The sequence below is a fragment of the Tabrizicola sp. genome, assembly GCF_034366665.1.
Classification (GTDB): Bacteria; Pseudomonadota; Alphaproteobacteria; order Rhodobacterales; family Rhodobacteraceae; genus Tabrizicola.
Map to the genome: position 1 here is coordinate 63828 of NZ_JAXMMF010000096.1, position 14502 is coordinate 78329.

At 65.1% G+C, this 14502-nt stretch carries 12 protein-coding genes; 9 read left to right on the forward strand and 3 right to left on the reverse strand.

Translation table 11 applies throughout. The annotated features are described in order from the left end of the window. Positions 1-3: 3 nt before the first annotated feature. From U1E69_RS12900 to U1E69_RS12935, 8 genes are all read left to right on the forward strand, one after another. Complete coding sequence (locus U1E69_RS12900) at positions 4-681, forward strand: HAD family hydrolase (protein WP_322244773.1); 678 nt, start codon at positions 4-6, stop codon at positions 679-681. Next, complete coding sequence (locus tag U1E69_RS12905) at positions 678-1625, forward strand: sugar-binding transcriptional regulator (RefSeq protein WP_322244774.1); 948 nt, start codon at positions 678-680, stop codon at positions 1623-1625. The genes U1E69_RS12900 and U1E69_RS12905 overlap by 4 nt, the downstream gene beginning before the upstream one ends. Positions 1626-1730: 105 nt before the next feature. Continuing rightward, positions 1731-3041 (forward strand): sugar ABC transporter substrate-binding protein, encoded by a 1311-nt coding sequence (locus tag U1E69_RS12910; RefSeq protein WP_322244775.1) that lies wholly within the window; start codon positions 1731-1733, stop codon positions 3039-3041. Between the two features lie 166 nt (positions 3042-3207). Beyond that, positions 3208-4080: a sugar ABC transporter permease gene (locus U1E69_RS12915; protein ID WP_322244776.1), complete on the forward strand. Its 873-nt coding sequence runs from the start codon at positions 3208-3210 to the stop codon at positions 4078-4080. Positions 4081-4082: 2 nt separating this feature from the next. After that, a complete protein-coding gene (locus tag U1E69_RS12920) occupies positions 4083-4913 on the forward strand; it encodes a carbohydrate ABC transporter permease (RefSeq protein ID WP_322244777.1) in 831 nt (276 codons plus the stop codon). A gap of 6 nt (positions 4914-4919) precedes the next feature. Then, positions 4920-5909, forward strand: a complete 990-nt coding sequence (locus U1E69_RS12925; RefSeq protein ID WP_322244778.1) for an ABC transporter ATP-binding protein — start codon at positions 4920-4922, stop codon at positions 5907-5909. After that, entirely contained in the window at positions 5906-6670 is a 765-nt protein-coding gene (locus U1E69_RS12930) for an L-iditol 2-dehydrogenase (RefSeq protein ID WP_322244779.1), read from the forward strand. Before U1E69_RS12925 ends, U1E69_RS12930 begins: the two co-directional genes overlap by 4 nt. Before the next feature lie 3 nt (positions 6671-6673). After that, positions 6674-8098: a mannitol dehydrogenase family protein gene (locus U1E69_RS12935; protein ID WP_322244780.1), complete on the forward strand. Its 1425-nt coding sequence runs from the start codon at positions 6674-6676 to the stop codon at positions 8096-8098. Here U1E69_RS12935 and U1E69_RS12940 read toward each other — a convergent pair. The 3 genes from U1E69_RS12940 to secA form a co-directional block, all read right to left on the reverse strand. Next, a complete protein-coding gene (locus U1E69_RS12940) occupies positions 8095-9606 on the reverse strand; it encodes a phosphate ABC transporter substrate-binding/OmpA family protein (RefSeq protein ID WP_322244781.1) in 1512 nt (503 codons plus the stop codon). The genes U1E69_RS12935 and U1E69_RS12940 overlap by 4 nt on opposite strands. A gap of 16 nt (positions 9607-9622) precedes the next feature. Then, complete coding sequence (locus U1E69_RS12945) at positions 9623-10534, reverse strand: hypothetical protein (RefSeq protein ID WP_322244782.1); 912 nt, start codon at positions 10532-10534, stop codon at positions 9623-9625. A 133-nt stretch (positions 10535-10667) separates the two neighbouring features. Further along, the gene (gene secA / locus U1E69_RS12950) at positions 10668-13394 is read right to left on the reverse strand and encodes a preprotein translocase subunit SecA (RefSeq protein WP_322244783.1); all 2727 of its coding nucleotides are present in this window, start codon (positions 13392-13394) and stop codon (positions 10668-10670) included. Between the two features lie 189 nt (positions 13395-13583). Here secA and U1E69_RS12955 point away from each other — a divergent pair, with 189 nt between their 5' ends. Continuing rightward, positions 13584-14426 carry a peptidylprolyl isomerase gene (locus U1E69_RS12955; RefSeq protein WP_322244784.1) on the forward strand — a complete coding sequence of 281 codons (843 nt, stop codon included), beginning with the start codon at positions 13584-13586 and terminating at the stop codon, positions 14424-14426. Positions 14427-14502: the final 76 nt, after the last annotated feature.

The window sequence follows — 14502 nt, forward strand, 5'->3', positions numbered from 1 at the left end:
CGCATGAGCGACTTCGACCTTGTCATCTTCGACTGCGACGGCGTGCTGATCGACAGCGAGATCATCAGTGCCCGGATGCTGGTGACCGAGCTGGCCCGTCTGGGCCTGACCATCGACCTGGCTTACGTCGAACGCCACTTCCTGGGGCGCAGCTATCCCGTGGTGATGGAGACGATCCGGCGGGAATTCGGGCTGGACCTGCCGCCCGACTTCGAAGCGCAGTACCGTGAGGCGTTGCTGGCGGCCTTCCAGCAAGAGCTGACCATCGTCCCGCATGTCCGCGAGGTTCTGGAAACCATCGGTGTTCCATTCTGTGTGGCGACGTCCTCCTCGCCTCGGCGGGTGGAGATGTCACTGAATCTCGTAGGGCTGACTGAACTGGTCGGCGACCGTGTCTTCACCTCGACTCTGGTCGCACGAGGCAAACCTGCGCCCGATCTGTTCCTTTACGCCGCCGACCGTATGGGCGCGCGACCGGACCGCACCCTGGTGATCGAGGACAGCCTCACCGGCCTCCGCGCCGGGCTGGCGGCGGGGATGACCGTCTGGCGTTTTGTCGGCGGCAGCCATCTTGGACCGCAGACCCCCGAGGAACCCGAAGACGCCCGCCCGCACCGCAGGCTTGTCAGCTTTGCCGACTTCTTCCAGATTGCGCCCAGTCTGATCAGGCAGCCGGCATGAGCGTCGAACCCACATTGCAGGACGAGGCGGCCCGGGCGGGTTGGCTGTACTACGTCGCCGGGATGACTCAGGACCAGATCGCCGCCGAGCTGGGGGTCAGCCGCCAGCGGGCGCAGCGTCTGGTCAGTCGGGCGATGGCGGAAGGACTGATCCACGTCCGGCTGAACCACCGGATTGGCGCCTGCCTGGACCTTGAGGCCGCCTTGCGCGACCGCTTCGGTCTGGACCGGGTGCGGGTGGCCCCTGGACTGGGGGCGGGGGCCGACCCAGTGCGGGCGCTGGCCCCGGCGGCTGCGGCTGAGCTGGAGCGGTTCCTGCGGATGCCGGAGCCTTTGGTCGTCGCGCTGGGAACCGGCCGCGCGATGCGGGGGATGGTCGACGCGATGGTCGAGATGGAGGCGCCGCAGCATCGCCTGGTCAGCCTGATCGGGAACATCGCCCCGGACGGCTCGGCCAGCTTCTTCGACGTGGTGATGCGGATCGCCGACAAGGTCCGCGCGCCGCATTACCCGATGCCGGTGCCGGTGATCAGCCCCACGCCCGAAGAGAACGCGGCCTTCCATCGGCTCGGCCCGGTGCAGAAGGTGGTGGAACTGGCGCAGAAGGCGGATGTGGTCTTTGTGGGCGTCGGCCAGATGTCGAACGACGCGCCGCTGCTGGCCGATGGTTTCGTCAGCCGCGACGAACTGGACGAGATGCAGGCGGCGGGGGCGGCGGGCGAGGTCGCGGGTTGGGTCTTCGATTCGGAGGGCCGCTACCTGGACCTTGGGACCAACCGCAGGACGGGAGGGGTGCGGGTTTCGCAAGGGCTGGATCGCCCCTCGATCGGTATTGCTGCGGGTGCATCCAAGGTTCCGGCGATCCACGCGGCGATAAAATCCCGAATCATCAATGGGCTCGTGACCGACGAGACCAGCGCAAAGGCGCTGCTGGCCCGCCCCTGAACCGTGCAGGTGCGGCGGAAGAGGGGGCTTGACGACTCTGGGCTAGTTGTGAGCATTTACCCAGTAGGCGATGATTTGCTCATACGCTGATCCAGGGAGGATTACATGACCAAGACGCTTCGCGCCCTTATGGGTGCAACGGCCCTTGTCGCGCTTGCGGGCGTGGCCTCGGCCGAGACGACTATTACCGTCGCAACCGTGAACAATGGCGACATGGTCCGCATGCAGGGCCTGATGGACGACTTCTATGCCAAGCACCCCGACATCAAGGTCGAGTGGGTGACCCTGGAAGAAAACGTCCTGCGCCAGAACGTGACGACCGACATCGCCACCGGCGGCGGTCAGTATGACGTGATCACCATCGGCACCTACGAGGTTCCGATCTGGGGCAAGCAGGGGTGGCTCGAAAGCCTGAACGACCTGCCCGCCGACTATGACGTGGACGACCTTCTGCCCGCGATCCGCGGCGGTCTGACGGTGGACGGCAACCTTTTCGCGTCGCCCTTCTACGGTGAATCGTCGATGGTGATGTACCGCAAGGACCTGATGGAAGCCGCCGGGATGGCGATGCCCGACGCGCCGACCTGGGCGGACATCGAGAAGGCCGCGGCCGCGATGACCAACAAGGACGCCGGCATCTATGGCGTCTGCCTGCGTGGCAAGGCCGGCTGGGGCGAGAACATGGCCTTCCTGACCGCGATGTCGAACTCGTTCGGCGCGCGCTGGTTCGATGAGGCCTGGAACCCGCAGTTCGACAGCCCGGAGTGGAAGGCCACCTTGGACTTCTACCTGAACCTGATGAACAACTATGGTCCTCCGGGTGCGTCGAACAACGGCTTCAACGAGAACCTGACGCTGTTCAACCAGGGCAAGTGCGGCATGTGGATCGACGCCACGGTTGCGGCGTCGTTCGTGACCGGCAAGGATTCGACCGTGGCCGACAAGGTCGGTTTCGCTCTGGCCCCCGACAATGGTCTGGGCAAGCGGGGCAACTGGCTTTGGGCTTGGTCGCTGGCGATCCCGGCATCGTCGGATGCCAAGGACGCGGCCAAGACCTTCGTGAACTGGGCGACCAACAAGGACTACCTGGCGCTTGTCGCGTCCAAGGAAGGCTGGGCGAACGTTCCTCCGGGCACGCGGACCTCGCTGTACGCCAACGAGGAATACGCCAAGGTTCCGTTCGCCAAGATGACGCTGGACAGCATCAACTCGGCTGACCCGACCGCCCCGTCCGTGCAGCCGGTGCCTTACGTCGGCGTCCAGTTCGTCGCGATCCCCGAGTTTGCGGGCGTGGCGACCACGGTTGGCGAAATCTTCTCGGCAGCTTTGGCCGGGTCGAAGACCGCTGACGAGGCGCTGGCCGAAGCTCAGACCGCTGTTGCCGACGAGATGAAAGCCGCCGGCTACATCCAGTAAAGCCCGATCCCGGGGGGTGCCTCCCCAGCCCCCGGGATCACCTTCGGCTTGCGGGCCGCGTTGCCTGCAAGCCGACCCTTCCAAACCGAAAACCCGTACGAGTTGCTTGCGTGGCCACCGTTCCTGGCCGCACCCTGTCGTCATCCGCGCTTCGGGAGACTGCCCCATGTCCACGCATTCCAGCCGTCTTGCCGCCCGAGCAATGGTCGCGCCTTCGGTCGTCCTGCTGTTGATCTGGATGATCGTGCCCTTGGCGATGACGCTGTACTATTCCTTCCGGTTCTACCGGCTTCTGTCGCCGGACCGGACGGGCTGGGTCGGGGTCAACAACTACCTGTGGTTCTTCAACTCGCCCGATTTCTGGCTGGCCATGTTCAACACCCTGGCGCTGGTCGGTGGGGTGCTGTTCATCACCGTGGTCCTGGGGACTCTGATCGCGCTTCTCATCGACCAGCCGATCAAGGGGCAAGGCTTCCTGCGCATCCTGGTCATTGCGCCGTTCTTCGTCATGCCCCCCGTGGCCGCCTCGATCTGGGAAAACCTGTTCATGCACCCGCAGAACGGGTTGTTCTCCGCCGTTTCGCGCGCCCTGGGGTACCAGCCGATCCTGTTTCTGGAGCAGTACCCGATGTGGTCGATCATCGGCATCGTCAGCTGGGAATGGCTGCCCTTCGCCACGCTGATCCTGCTGACAGCGCTGCAATCCTTGTCATCGGAACAGCTTGAGGCGGCCGAGATGGATGGCGCCAGCCCCTTCGCGCGCTTCCGCTATATCATCCTGCCGCACATGACGCGGGCGATCACCGTGGTCATCCTGATCCAGACGATCTTCCTTCTGGGCATCTTCGGCGAGATCTTCACCACCACCCAGGGCGGGCCGGGGTCGGCCTCCACGACGCTTCCCTACATGATCTTCAAGCAGGCCATCGCCGCCAAGGACATCGGGCGCGCGGCGGCGGGCGGGATCATCGCGGTGATCCTGGCGAACATCGTGGCCTATTTCCTGATGCGCGGCCTTGGCCGGAACCTGGAGAACTGACGATGGCCCGCGCCCTTTCCCCCCGCCGCATGTGGATCACCACCGCCGCCGCCTGGTTCGTGGCGCTGCTGATCTTCTTCCCGGTCCTCTGGATGATCCTGACCAGCTTCAAGACCGAAGCCAGCGCCGTCGCCATGCCGCCCCAGTTCCTGTCAGCCGACTGGACGCTGGAGAACTACGCCGAGGTCTGGTCGCGGTCGGATTACCCGCGGTTCTTCTGGAACTCGGTCGTCATCTCTGTCGGCTCCACCCTTCTGGGCCTGCTGATCGCCATTCCCGCCGCCTGGGCGATGGCTTTCGTGCCGGGGAAAAAGACCAAGGACCTTCTGATGTGGATGCTGTCCACCAAGATGATGCCCGCCGTGGCGGTGATGATCCCGCTGTATCTTCTGTTCCAGCGGCTGGGCCTGATCGACACCAAGGTCGGCCTCGTCATCGCGCTGATGCTGATGAACCTGCCGATCATCATCTGGATGCTCTACACCTACTTCAAGGAAATCCCTGGGGAAATCCTGGAGGCTTCCCGCATGGACGGGGCCACGCTGTGGGGAGAGATCATCTATGTCCTGACCCCGATGGCGCTGCCCGGGATCGCGTCCACCATGCTTCTGAACATCATCCTCGCCTGGAACGAAGCGTTCTGGACCATCGTCCTGACGACCACCAAGGCGGCCCCCCTGTCGGCCTTCATCGCCAGCTTCTCGGCGCCGCAGGGTCTGTTCTACGCGAAACTTTCGGCGGCATCGGCGATGGCGATCATGCCGATCCTGATCCTTGGCTGGTTCAGCCAGAAGCAACTCGTCCGCGGCCTGACCTTTGGCGCGGTGAAGTGAGGTAACATGGGCAAGATCCAACTGACCAAGGTGCGGAAGTCGTTCGGCGAGGTCGACGTCATCCCCGGCATCGACCTGACCATCGAAAACGGCGAGTTCGTCGTCTTTGTCGGCCCGTCCGGCTGCGGGAAATCCACGCTGTTGCGCCTTATCGCGGGGCTGGAGGATACGACCAGCGGCGTGATCGACATCGACGGCAAGGACGCGACGAACCTGCCGCCGGCCAAGCGCGGTCTGGCGATGGTGTTCCAGAGTTACGCGCTTTACCCGCACATGACGGTGCGCAAGAACATCGCCTTTCCGTTGAAGATGGCAGGCATGTCGCCCGAAGAGCAGGACAAGCGGGTTGAACGGGCCGCCAAGGTGCTGAACCTGTCGAACTATCTCGACCGTCGCCCCGGCCAGCTTTCCGGCGGCCAGCGCCAGCGGGTCGCCATCGGGCGGGCCATCGTCCGCGAACCGGCGGCCTTTCTTTTTGACGAACCCCTGTCCAACCTCGACGCTGCGTTGCGCGTGGGGATGCGGCAGGAAATCAGCGAGCTTCACCAAAGCCTCAAGACCACGATGATCTACGTCACCCACGACCAGGTCGAAGCGATGACGATGGCCGACAAGATCGTCGTCCTGAACGCGGGCCGGATCGAGCAGGTCGGCGCCCCGCTGGAGCTGTACAACCACCCCAGGAACCTGTTCGTGGCGGGCTTCATCGGCAGCCCCAAGATGAATCTGATCGAAGGCGCCGAGGCCGCCAAGCACAACGCCCACACCATCGGCATAAGGCCCGAGCATATCACCGTGGGCGATGGCCCTTGGGAGGGGGTCGTGGGCCTGTCGGAGCATCTGGGGTCGGACAGCTTCCTCAAGGTCGCGGTCGAAGGCCTTGGCACGATGACCGTCCGCGCGCCGGGTGAGGTTCACGCCCGCCACGGCGACCGCATCCGGCTGGCTCCGGCCGGGAAAATTCACCGCTTTGACACGAATGGACTGGCGATATGAGACTTGCAGGGAAAACGGCGCTTGTGACCGGCGGGGCACGGGGGATCGGGTTGGCGTTCGTCGAGGCCTACTTGCGCGAAGGCGCGCGGGTGGTGATCGCCGATGTGGGTGGCGCTCAGGACGCGGCGGCAAAGCTGGGCGACAAGGCGATGGGGGTCACGATGGACGTGACCGATCAGGCCTCGATCGACGCGGGCGTGAAGGCGGCGGCGGAGTGGGGCGGGGGGATCGACATCCTGCTGAACAACGCCGCCATCTTCGATCTGGCCCCCATCGTGGACATCACTCGGGCGAGTTACGACAAGGTCTTTGCGGTGAACGTCGCGGGGACGCTGTTTCCGTTGCAGGCGGTGGCGAAGGTGATGATCGCGCAAGGACGCGGCGGGAAGATCATCAACATGGCCAGCCAGGCGGGCCGCCGGGGTGAGGCCTTGGTGGGGGTCTATTGCGCCTCCAAGGCCGCCGTCATCAGCCTGACGCAGTCGGCGGGGCTGGACCTGATCAAGCACAAGATCAACGTGAACGGGATCGCTCCGGGAGTCGTGGACACGCCAATGTGGGACGCGGTGGATGCTCTCTTTGCCAAGTACGAGGGCAAGCCGAAGGGCCAGAAGAAGCGTGAGGTCGGCGAGGCGGTGCCTTACGGTCGCATGGGCCGCCCCGAGGACATGACCGGGGCCGCCGTCTTCCTTGCCTCCTCCGAGGCCGATTACATTGTCGCCCAGACGTTGAACGTCGACGGCGGCAACTGGATGAGCTGAGCCATGACCGTGCAAATGCCCTCATATGACCGTTCCAAGCTGACCCCTGGCATCGTCCATATCGGCCTTGGGAACTTCCACCGGGCGCACATGGCCGTCTATCTGGATGACCTGTTCGGGATGGGGCTGAACCACGACTGGGCGATCTTGGGGGCCGGAGTGCGCGAGGGCGACGCGCGGATGCGGGATGCCTTGAAGGCTCAGGACTGTCTGTCGACGGTGATCGAGCTGGACCCGAAGGGCAAATCGGCACGGCGGGTGGGGTCGATGATCGACTTTCTACCGGTTCAGGCGGACAACGCGGCCCTCATCGCGGCGATGTCACGGCCGGAGATCCGGATCGTCAGCCTGACGGTGACCGAGGGCGGCTATTTCATCAACCCGGCGACGGGGGAGTTTGACCCCTCTCACCCCGAGATCGCAGCGGACGCGGCGGACCCGCACCGCACAGCCTTTGGCGCGATCATCGCGGCGCTTAAAGCACGCAAGGCAGCGGGGGTGGCTCCGTTCACGGTGATGTCCTGCGACAACCTGCCGGGCAACGGGCATGTGACGAAGGCCGCCGTGGTGGGGCTGGCGGGGATCAAGGACCCGGCGCTGGCGGATTGGATTGCGGCCAACGTGGCATTCCCGAACGGGATGGTGGACCGGATCACGCCGGCGACCGGCCCGCGCGAGCGCGAGATGGCGGCTAGCTTCGGCCTCGGCGATGATCCGGTGCCGGTCACTTGCGAGCCGTTCCGGCAATGGGTGCTGGAGGACACCTTCCCCTCGGGTCGTCCGGCCTTTGAAAAGGTCGGCGTCACGCTGACACCCCACGTCCACAATTTCGAAATGATGAAGATCCGCATCCTGAACGGTGGCCATGCGACCATAGCCTATCCGGGCGGGCTTCTGGACATCGAGTTTGTCCACGAAGCGATGGCGAACCCGCTGATCCGGGGCCTTCTGGACAAGGTGGAGGTCAATGAGATCATCCCCTACATCCCCCCGGTTCCCGATACGAACCTTGGCGACTATTACCGCAAGATCGTGGAGCGGTTCAGCAACCCCGAGGTCGCTGATACCGAACGCCGCCTGTGCCTTGACGGGTCGAACCGGCAGCCGAAGTTCATCGTGCCCTCCATCCGCGATGCGCTGGCGGCGGGCGGGTCGGTGGAGGGGCTGGCCTTGGTCAGCGCGCTCTGGTGCCGGTATTGCTTTGGCGAAACGGACAGCGGCACGCATATCCCGCCGAATGATCCCGACTGGGACGCGCTGGTCGCCCGGTCGAAGGCCGCCAAGGCGCGACCGTCGGCATGGCTGGAGATGACGACGGTCTATGGCGATCTGGGGCAGGACGCGCGGTTCGCCGGGGCCTTCGAGCGGCAGCTGAACCGGCTTTGGGCCGTGGGAACCAGGGCGACCCTGACCGAGTACCTGGCCTAGGGCGCCGGGTCCTCGGCGGGGGCGAAGTCGGGGACCACCCAAAGCTCCACCCTCCGGTTCAGCTGGCGGCCGATGGCGGTTTCATCACAGGCCATCGGCAGTGCCTCGCCAAAGCCTTCGACCACCGGAAGGTCGGTCGCAGCAAGGTCCGGCGCCACTGCCGCCAGTTCCTGCGCCACCTTGGCCGCCCGTTCGACCGACAGCGCCAGGTTCGCCTGCGCCGCCCCCGACCCGTCCGAGAAGCCGGCCAGCACCAACTTCTGATCCCGGAACTGCCCCGCCGCGATCAACTGCGCCAGGTCCACCAGATTGTCCTGCGATTGCGCGTCCAGCGTCGACGACCCATCCTCGAACCGGAAGGTCAGGCTGACCCGGTCCGCCCCGTCCATGATCCCCGCCAGCCGCTTGAGGTCGTCCAGCGTCACATCCTCGCCCGCGCCCTGGATCGCGTTGATCAGGCGCAGCCCGTCCGCCGTCATCGGCTGGCGGCTGGCCGAGCGGTCGACGAAGCCCGCCGCCAGGACCGCCGCCTGCGCCTCGGGCGTGCGCAGGAAATCCAGGAACTCGCGCGTCAGCAGGGGCAGGCGGCGCTTCGGGGTCAGCAGCAGAACCGGCAGCGCCAGGGGATAATCCTCGGCCTTGATCGCCAGCGCGGTGGGCAGCAAGGGGAAGCCGCAGCTGTCGGTCAGGGGCATCCGCCGCGCCGGAGCAATCGCCGACCGGCCCGAGACGGCAATGGCCCACGGGTCCTTCGCCACTGCATCGGCCAGCGTCGCAAGGTCGGGGTGCTGAACCGCAGGCATTTCCCGGGTGCCAAGCCTTTCGCCCAGCGCACGCTGCAAGTCGGCCTCGGCGGCCAGGGCGTGCAGCACGATGGGCATGTCCGGGCCGCCGATCTCTGCCCAGTTGTCCACCTCTCCTCCCAGGATCTTTGCCAGTTCGACAGTGGAAATCTCGGGCGTGGGATTGTCCGGGGCGACCAGCACCACCAGCGCGTCCATCGCGACCGAGTGGTTGCCCAAATCCGGCTCGGCGCGGAAGGTAAGCTTCAGGTCCGCCGACCCGTCCTGCACGGCTGCCGTGGCAAGGTCCGGCTGCATCGGCGTGAAGGACACCTCGGCCAGGTCCTTGCGGCTTTCGGGGTCCAGGATGCGGGCCTGGAACCCCGCGCCTGTGCCGCCCTCATAGACCAGGCCGCGCGCCTGGGCGAAGGCCTGGAACAGCGCGGGCAGCAGTCCGGCCGCATCGGGCGAGCCGACAATCCGCATTACGGCCTTTGGCGCGATCAGATCCGGGCAGGCTGGACCCTCGCAGATGACGCCCTGACCGTCCACGGTCAGCTGCCCGTAAGCCGTGTCGATGCGGTAGAATTCGCCGTCATAGCCCTGCAGGGTGCCGGTCAGCACGATGCCGCCCTCGCGGGCGACAAGGGTGACATCCTGGGCGGCAATGGGCCCCGAAATGCACAGCGCAGCGCAAAGCGCCGCGAGTCCTGCCTTCACACCCATCGACCGTTCCGAACCCTTACTTAGGAGCGGCGAGTTTCAGGCCAGGCGCAAGATTCTTCAACACCAGAATGTCGCCTGCGGTCCCGCACAGCGGCACGGCAATGATCTGCTCGGTCGTCGAGGCGACGCCGCCGCTGGACTGCGCCGTCTCGACCCGCAGGGTCCGGCCACAGGTCGCCGGGGTGATCCGCAGCTCGCCCGTGATGTCGGCCTTGCCCAGGTCCTTGCCGGGAACCGAGTAGACCCGGGCCAGAACCGGCGAGGGGAGATTGGAATGCCCCAGCGCCATGACGCCCTGCTCCAGCCCCGACACGGCCGAACTGCCGATCAGCACCTTGTCGCCGTCGATGACCCGCAGCTCCATCTCGACCGGGCTGTCCCAGCTGATGGCATAGCGGGCGTAGGATGCGGCGTCCGGCACGGTGACGCGGCCCAGGACCAGACGGGAATCCTGCAGATAGACCGCAACCATCGCGTCGGGCCGCAGTGCGGGAAGCATCACGGTCGCCATCCCGTCGGCCTTGGTCTGCGCCGAGAAGGACAGGCCGGAATGTCGGACCACGAAACGTTCGCCGCGGTTGCAGGGCGCGATCAGGCTGGCCTCGATCATCGCGCCGGGAAGGGGAACCAGCGACAGCTGCGCCTGGCATCCGTCGCCGGCCGAGCCTGGTGCCGCAGCCGCGACCGTGGTGATGCCGGTGACCTGACCCAACCCCGGATCGGCGGGCGTGCTAAGCGAGGCCGAGTCCGGAACAGCGGGATTTTCCGACGGAACGCTGGCAGCGCGCGGCTCACGCGCCGCACCCGCTGCGGTCAGCAAAAGTGAATGCTGGGCCGCAGGAGCCTTCAGGTGTTCCGCTGTATGGGCGGCTCCGAACGCAACCGCCAGAACGGCGGACACTTGCAGAACCTTTTTGCCCCAAAGCATGGCAGTGCCCCGGTGAGAATCGTTACCGTTTCCGGGGTAGAGCCCAATAGGGGCGGAGAAATGGCATTAATTGGGAAGGCTTACGGATTGCTGCCCTGATCGGCCGGGAATCACCCCGGCCGCAGCGGCCGCCCTAGGCAAGGCGACCGTGGCAGTGCTTGAACTTCTCGCCCGAGCCGCAGGGGCAATTGTCATTCCGCCCCGGATTGCCCCAGGTTGTCGGGTCGGCCTCGTCGAAACCGGCCAACCGGGTGGCAGCTTCCGCAGCCGGAGCGGCCGCCAGCGCCACGGCGGGTGCTGCGGCGGCAGCGGCTTCTACCACCTTTGGCGCTTGGGCGGCGGCCATCTGGCGCACCATTTCGTCCTGCTCTTCCTGGGTCACCGGACGGATGCGCGACAGTTGCTGGGTCGTCTGTTCCCGCAAGGAGTTCAGAAGATTGCCGAACAGCTGGAAAGCCTCGGTCTTGTACTCGTTCAGCGGGTCGCGCTGCGCATAGCCGCGGAAGTTCACCACCGACCGCAGATGCTCCAGCCGCAGAAGGTGCTCACGCCACTTGCTGTCGATGGCTTGCAGGAGGACCTGCTTTTCGATGGTCTGCATGGTCGGAGCACCGAACTTTTCGGCCTTCTCGGCCATCATCTTGTCCGAGGCCTCGACGATCCGCTCCTGGATCACGGCCTGGTCGACGCCTTCTTCGGCAGCCCAGTCGGCAATCGGCAGGTCCATGTTCAGCATGTCGCGGACCGAGGCGGTCAGCGCGTCGGTGTCCCAGGCATCCGGGTAGGACTTGGGCGGCATGGCCAGGTCGACAAGGTCCTCGATCACCTGATGGCGCATGTCGGCGGCGACGTCGGCGACGTGGTCGGCCTGCATGATCTCCATCCGCTGCGAGAAGATCGCCTTGCGCTGGTCGTTCATCACGTCGTCGAATTTCAGCAATTGCTTGCGGATGTCGAAGTTGCGGCCTTCGACCTTGGCCTGCGCCTTTTCCAAGGACTTGTTCACCCAGGGGTGAACGATGGATTCGCCTTCCTTCATGCCCAGCTTGGACAGGATGGAATCCAGCCGCTCAGACCCGAAGATGCGCATCAGGTCGTCTTCCAGCGACAGGAAGAAAGCCGACCGACCCGGGTCGCCCTGACGGCCCGAACGGCCGCGCAGCTGGTTGTCGATCCGGCGGCTTTCGTGGCGTTCGGTGCCAAGGACGAACAGGCCCCCGGCCTGCTTGACGGCCTCTTCCTCGTCCTTGTGGGCGGCCTCGATCCGGGCACGGATGGCGACGTGGTCGCCTTCGGGATCGGCGGCGATGGCCTCCATGATCTTGAACTCGACGTTGCCGCCCAGCTTGATGTCGGTGCCGCGGCCAGCCATGTTCGTCGCGATGGTGACCGAACCAAGCTTGCCGGCGTCAGCGACGATCTTGGCTTCCATCTCGTGCTGGCGCGCGTTCAGGACGCTGTGCTGGATGTCGGCGCCTTTCAGCAGCGCGGACAGCTGTTCGGATTTCTCGATGGACGTGGTGCCGACAAGGATCGGCTGGCCCTTCGCATGGGCCTCCTTGATGGCCACGACGATGCCGTCATACTTTTCGCGCGCAGTGCGGAAGACCTGGTCATGTTCGTCGATCCGGGCGACGGGACGGTTGGTCGGAACCTCGACCACGCCCAGACCGTAGATCTCGCGGAATTCCTCGGCCTCGGTCGCGGCGGTACCGGTCATGCCGCCCAGCTTTTCGTAAAGCCGGAAGTAGTTCTGGAAGGTGACGCTGGCGTAGGTGACGTTCTCGGGGTTGATCTTGACCCCTTCCTTCGCCTCGATCGCCTGATGCAGGCCCTCGGACAGCCGGCGGCCCTTCATCATGCGGCCGGTGAATTCGTCGATCAGCATCACCTCGCCGTCGCGGACGATGTACTGCTGGTCCTTGAAGAACAGCTTGTGCGCCCGCAAGGCCTGGTTGACGTGGTGCACGATGGACGTGCTTTCGGCGGCATAGAGGTTCTGCCCTTCCGGCAGGATGCCCGCCTGGCGCAGAAGATCCTCGATGACGTCGTTGCCCTCTTCCGTCAGGGTCACGCCGCGGGTCTTTTCATCCACCGCGTAATGATCCGGCGTCAGATGCGGGATCACCTTGTCCACAGCCGAGTACAGCGTGCTGCGGTCCTGGCTGGGACCCGAGATGATCAGCGGTGTCCGCGCTTCGTCGATCAGGATCGAGTCCACTTCGTCGACGATCGCATAGTTGTGCCCACGCTGCGCCATGTCGTCCAGCGAGGCTTTCATGTTGTCGCGCAGGTAGTCGAAGCCCAGCTCGTTGTTCGTCGCATAGGTGATGTCGGCGCGGTAGGCGGCCTTCTTCTCGGCGTCGGGCTGCTGCGAATAGACGACGCCCGTCGTCATCCCCAGCGCGGCATAGACCTTGCCCATCCATTCCGCGTCGCGCTTGGCCAGATAGTCGTTCACCGTGACGACATGCACGCCCTTGCCGGTCAGCGCGTTGAGGTAGGCCGCGAAGGTGGCGACCAGCGTCTTGCCTTCGCCCGTCTTCATCTCGGAAATGTTGCCCTGGTGCAGGAACATCCCGCCCTTCAGCTGCACGTCGAAGGCCCGCAGGCCCAAGGCCCGCCGTGCACCCTCGCGGCAGTTGGCAAACGCCTCGGGCAGGATCGCCTCCAGGCTTTCGCCGCCCTCTTGCACGCGCTTCTGAAACTCGCGCGTCTTGGCGATGATGCCTTCATCGGTCAGCGCCTGGAACTGTGGCTCCAGTGCGTTGATCTGCGCCACCACCGGGCGGACGGACTTTACCTTGCGGTCGTTCGGAGTCCCGAACACCTTCCGCGCAATCGATCCAAGACCCAGCATGCTTTCTCCGTGGGGCGGCTTCTCTGACAGCATCGTGTGGCCGTTGGGCTTGCCCGCCCCCACGGCCTTCCCTAGAAGGTCCAGAGCATGACCGGATGGGCCCGTTCCACGCGACTGTCGCGATGTAAGGGGAAGCACCGGCATAGTCAACTTAAGCAGGGCGACGGCCCCGATCAGGAGGTGGTGAAAATGATGAAACGCTCGAAGTTCTGGTCGGTTCTGGCAGTGACGGCGGCGCTTTCGGGCCCTGCATTGGCCGAGGGTGAGACCGCCGATACCGTGGTCGCGACCGTGAACGGGGTGAACATCACGCTTGGTCACATGATCGCGTTGCGCGAAACGCTGCCGCCGGAATACCAGCAGCTGGCGGATGACGTGCTGTTCAAGGGCATCTACAACCAGCTGATCCAGCAGGAAGTCCTGGCTCAGTCCGTGGGCGAGCTTGGCCCCCGTGTCGCCGCCACCCTGGAAAACGACAAGCGCGGCCTCGTATCGGGCATCGCGATCGAGAACATCGTCGCCACCGCCGTCACCGACGAGGCGCTTCAGGCGGCCTATGACGCCCGTTTCAAGGACGCCGCCCCGCAGACTGAATACAACGCCGCCCACATCCTGGTCGCCACCAAGGAAGAGGCTGACGCCATCAAGGCCGAACTGGCCGGCGGCGCGGACTTTGCCGAGATTGCGAAGGCCAAGTCCACGGACACAGGATCGGGCGCCAATGGCGGCGATCTGGGCTGGTTCGGTCTGGGCATGATGGTCAAGCCCTTCGAGGAGGCCGTCATCGCCGCCAAGGTGGGCGAAGTGACCGACCCGGTGCAAAGCGACTTCGGCTTTCACCTGATCCTGGTCAACGAAACCCGCGTGGCCGAGAAACCTACCTTGGACCAGCTGCGCGACGAACTTGCGGCCGAGGTTGAAAACACCGCGATCAATGCGAAGATCGAAGAGCTGACCAAGGGCGCGACGGTGACACGGGAAGGCGAAGGGCTGGACCCGGCCCTGCTGAAGAACTCGGCCCTGATCGACTGAAGTTGCGATAACCTGGGGGGACGGTGATGGCAAAGACTGACTGGAAAGCCGAAGCGAAGGCGCTGAAGAAGAAGGT

What these genes read in the sequence shown, in the direction of transcription:
- U1E69_RS12900 (WP_322244773.1), top strand. Translation starts at nt 4, where the DNA reads ATGAGCGACTTCGACCTTGTCATCTTCGACTGCGACGGCGTGCTGATC.
- U1E69_RS12905 (WP_322244774.1), top strand. Translation starts at nt 678, where the DNA reads ATGAGCGTCGAACCCACATTGCAGGACGAGGCGGCCCGGGCGGGTTGG.
- U1E69_RS12910 (WP_322244775.1), top strand. Translation starts at nt 1,731, where the DNA reads ATGACCAAGACGCTTCGCGCCCTTATGGGTGCAACGGCCCTTGTCGCG.
- U1E69_RS12915 (WP_322244776.1), top strand. Translation starts at nt 3,208, where the DNA reads ATGTCCACGCATTCCAGCCGTCTTGCCGCCCGAGCAATGGTCGCGCCT.
- U1E69_RS12920 (WP_322244777.1), top strand. Translation starts at nt 4,083, where the DNA reads ATGGCCCGCGCCCTTTCCCCCCGCCGCATGTGGATCACCACCGCCGCC.
- U1E69_RS12925 (WP_322244778.1), top strand. Translation starts at nt 4,920, where the DNA reads ATGGGCAAGATCCAACTGACCAAGGTGCGGAAGTCGTTCGGCGAGGTC.
- U1E69_RS12930 (WP_322244779.1), top strand. Translation starts at nt 5,906, where the DNA reads ATGAGACTTGCAGGGAAAACGGCGCTTGTGACCGGCGGGGCACGGGGG.
- U1E69_RS12935 (WP_322244780.1), top strand. Translation starts at nt 6,674, where the DNA reads ATGACCGTGCAAATGCCCTCATATGACCGTTCCAAGCTGACCCCTGGC.
- U1E69_RS12940 (WP_322244781.1), bottom strand. Translation starts at nt 9,606, where the DNA reads ATGGGTGTGAAGGCAGGACTCGCGGCGCTTTGCGCTGCGCTGTGCATT.
- U1E69_RS12945 (WP_322244782.1), bottom strand. Translation starts at nt 10,534, where the DNA reads ATGCTTTGGGGCAAAAAGGTTCTGCAAGTGTCCGCCGTTCTGGCGGTT.
- secA (WP_322244783.1), bottom strand. Translation starts at nt 13,394, where the DNA reads ATGCTGGGTCTTGGATCGATTGCGCGGAAGGTGTTCGGGACTCCGAAC.
- U1E69_RS12955 (WP_322244784.1), top strand. Translation starts at nt 13,584, where the DNA reads ATGATGAAACGCTCGAAGTTCTGGTCGGTTCTGGCAGTGACGGCGGCG.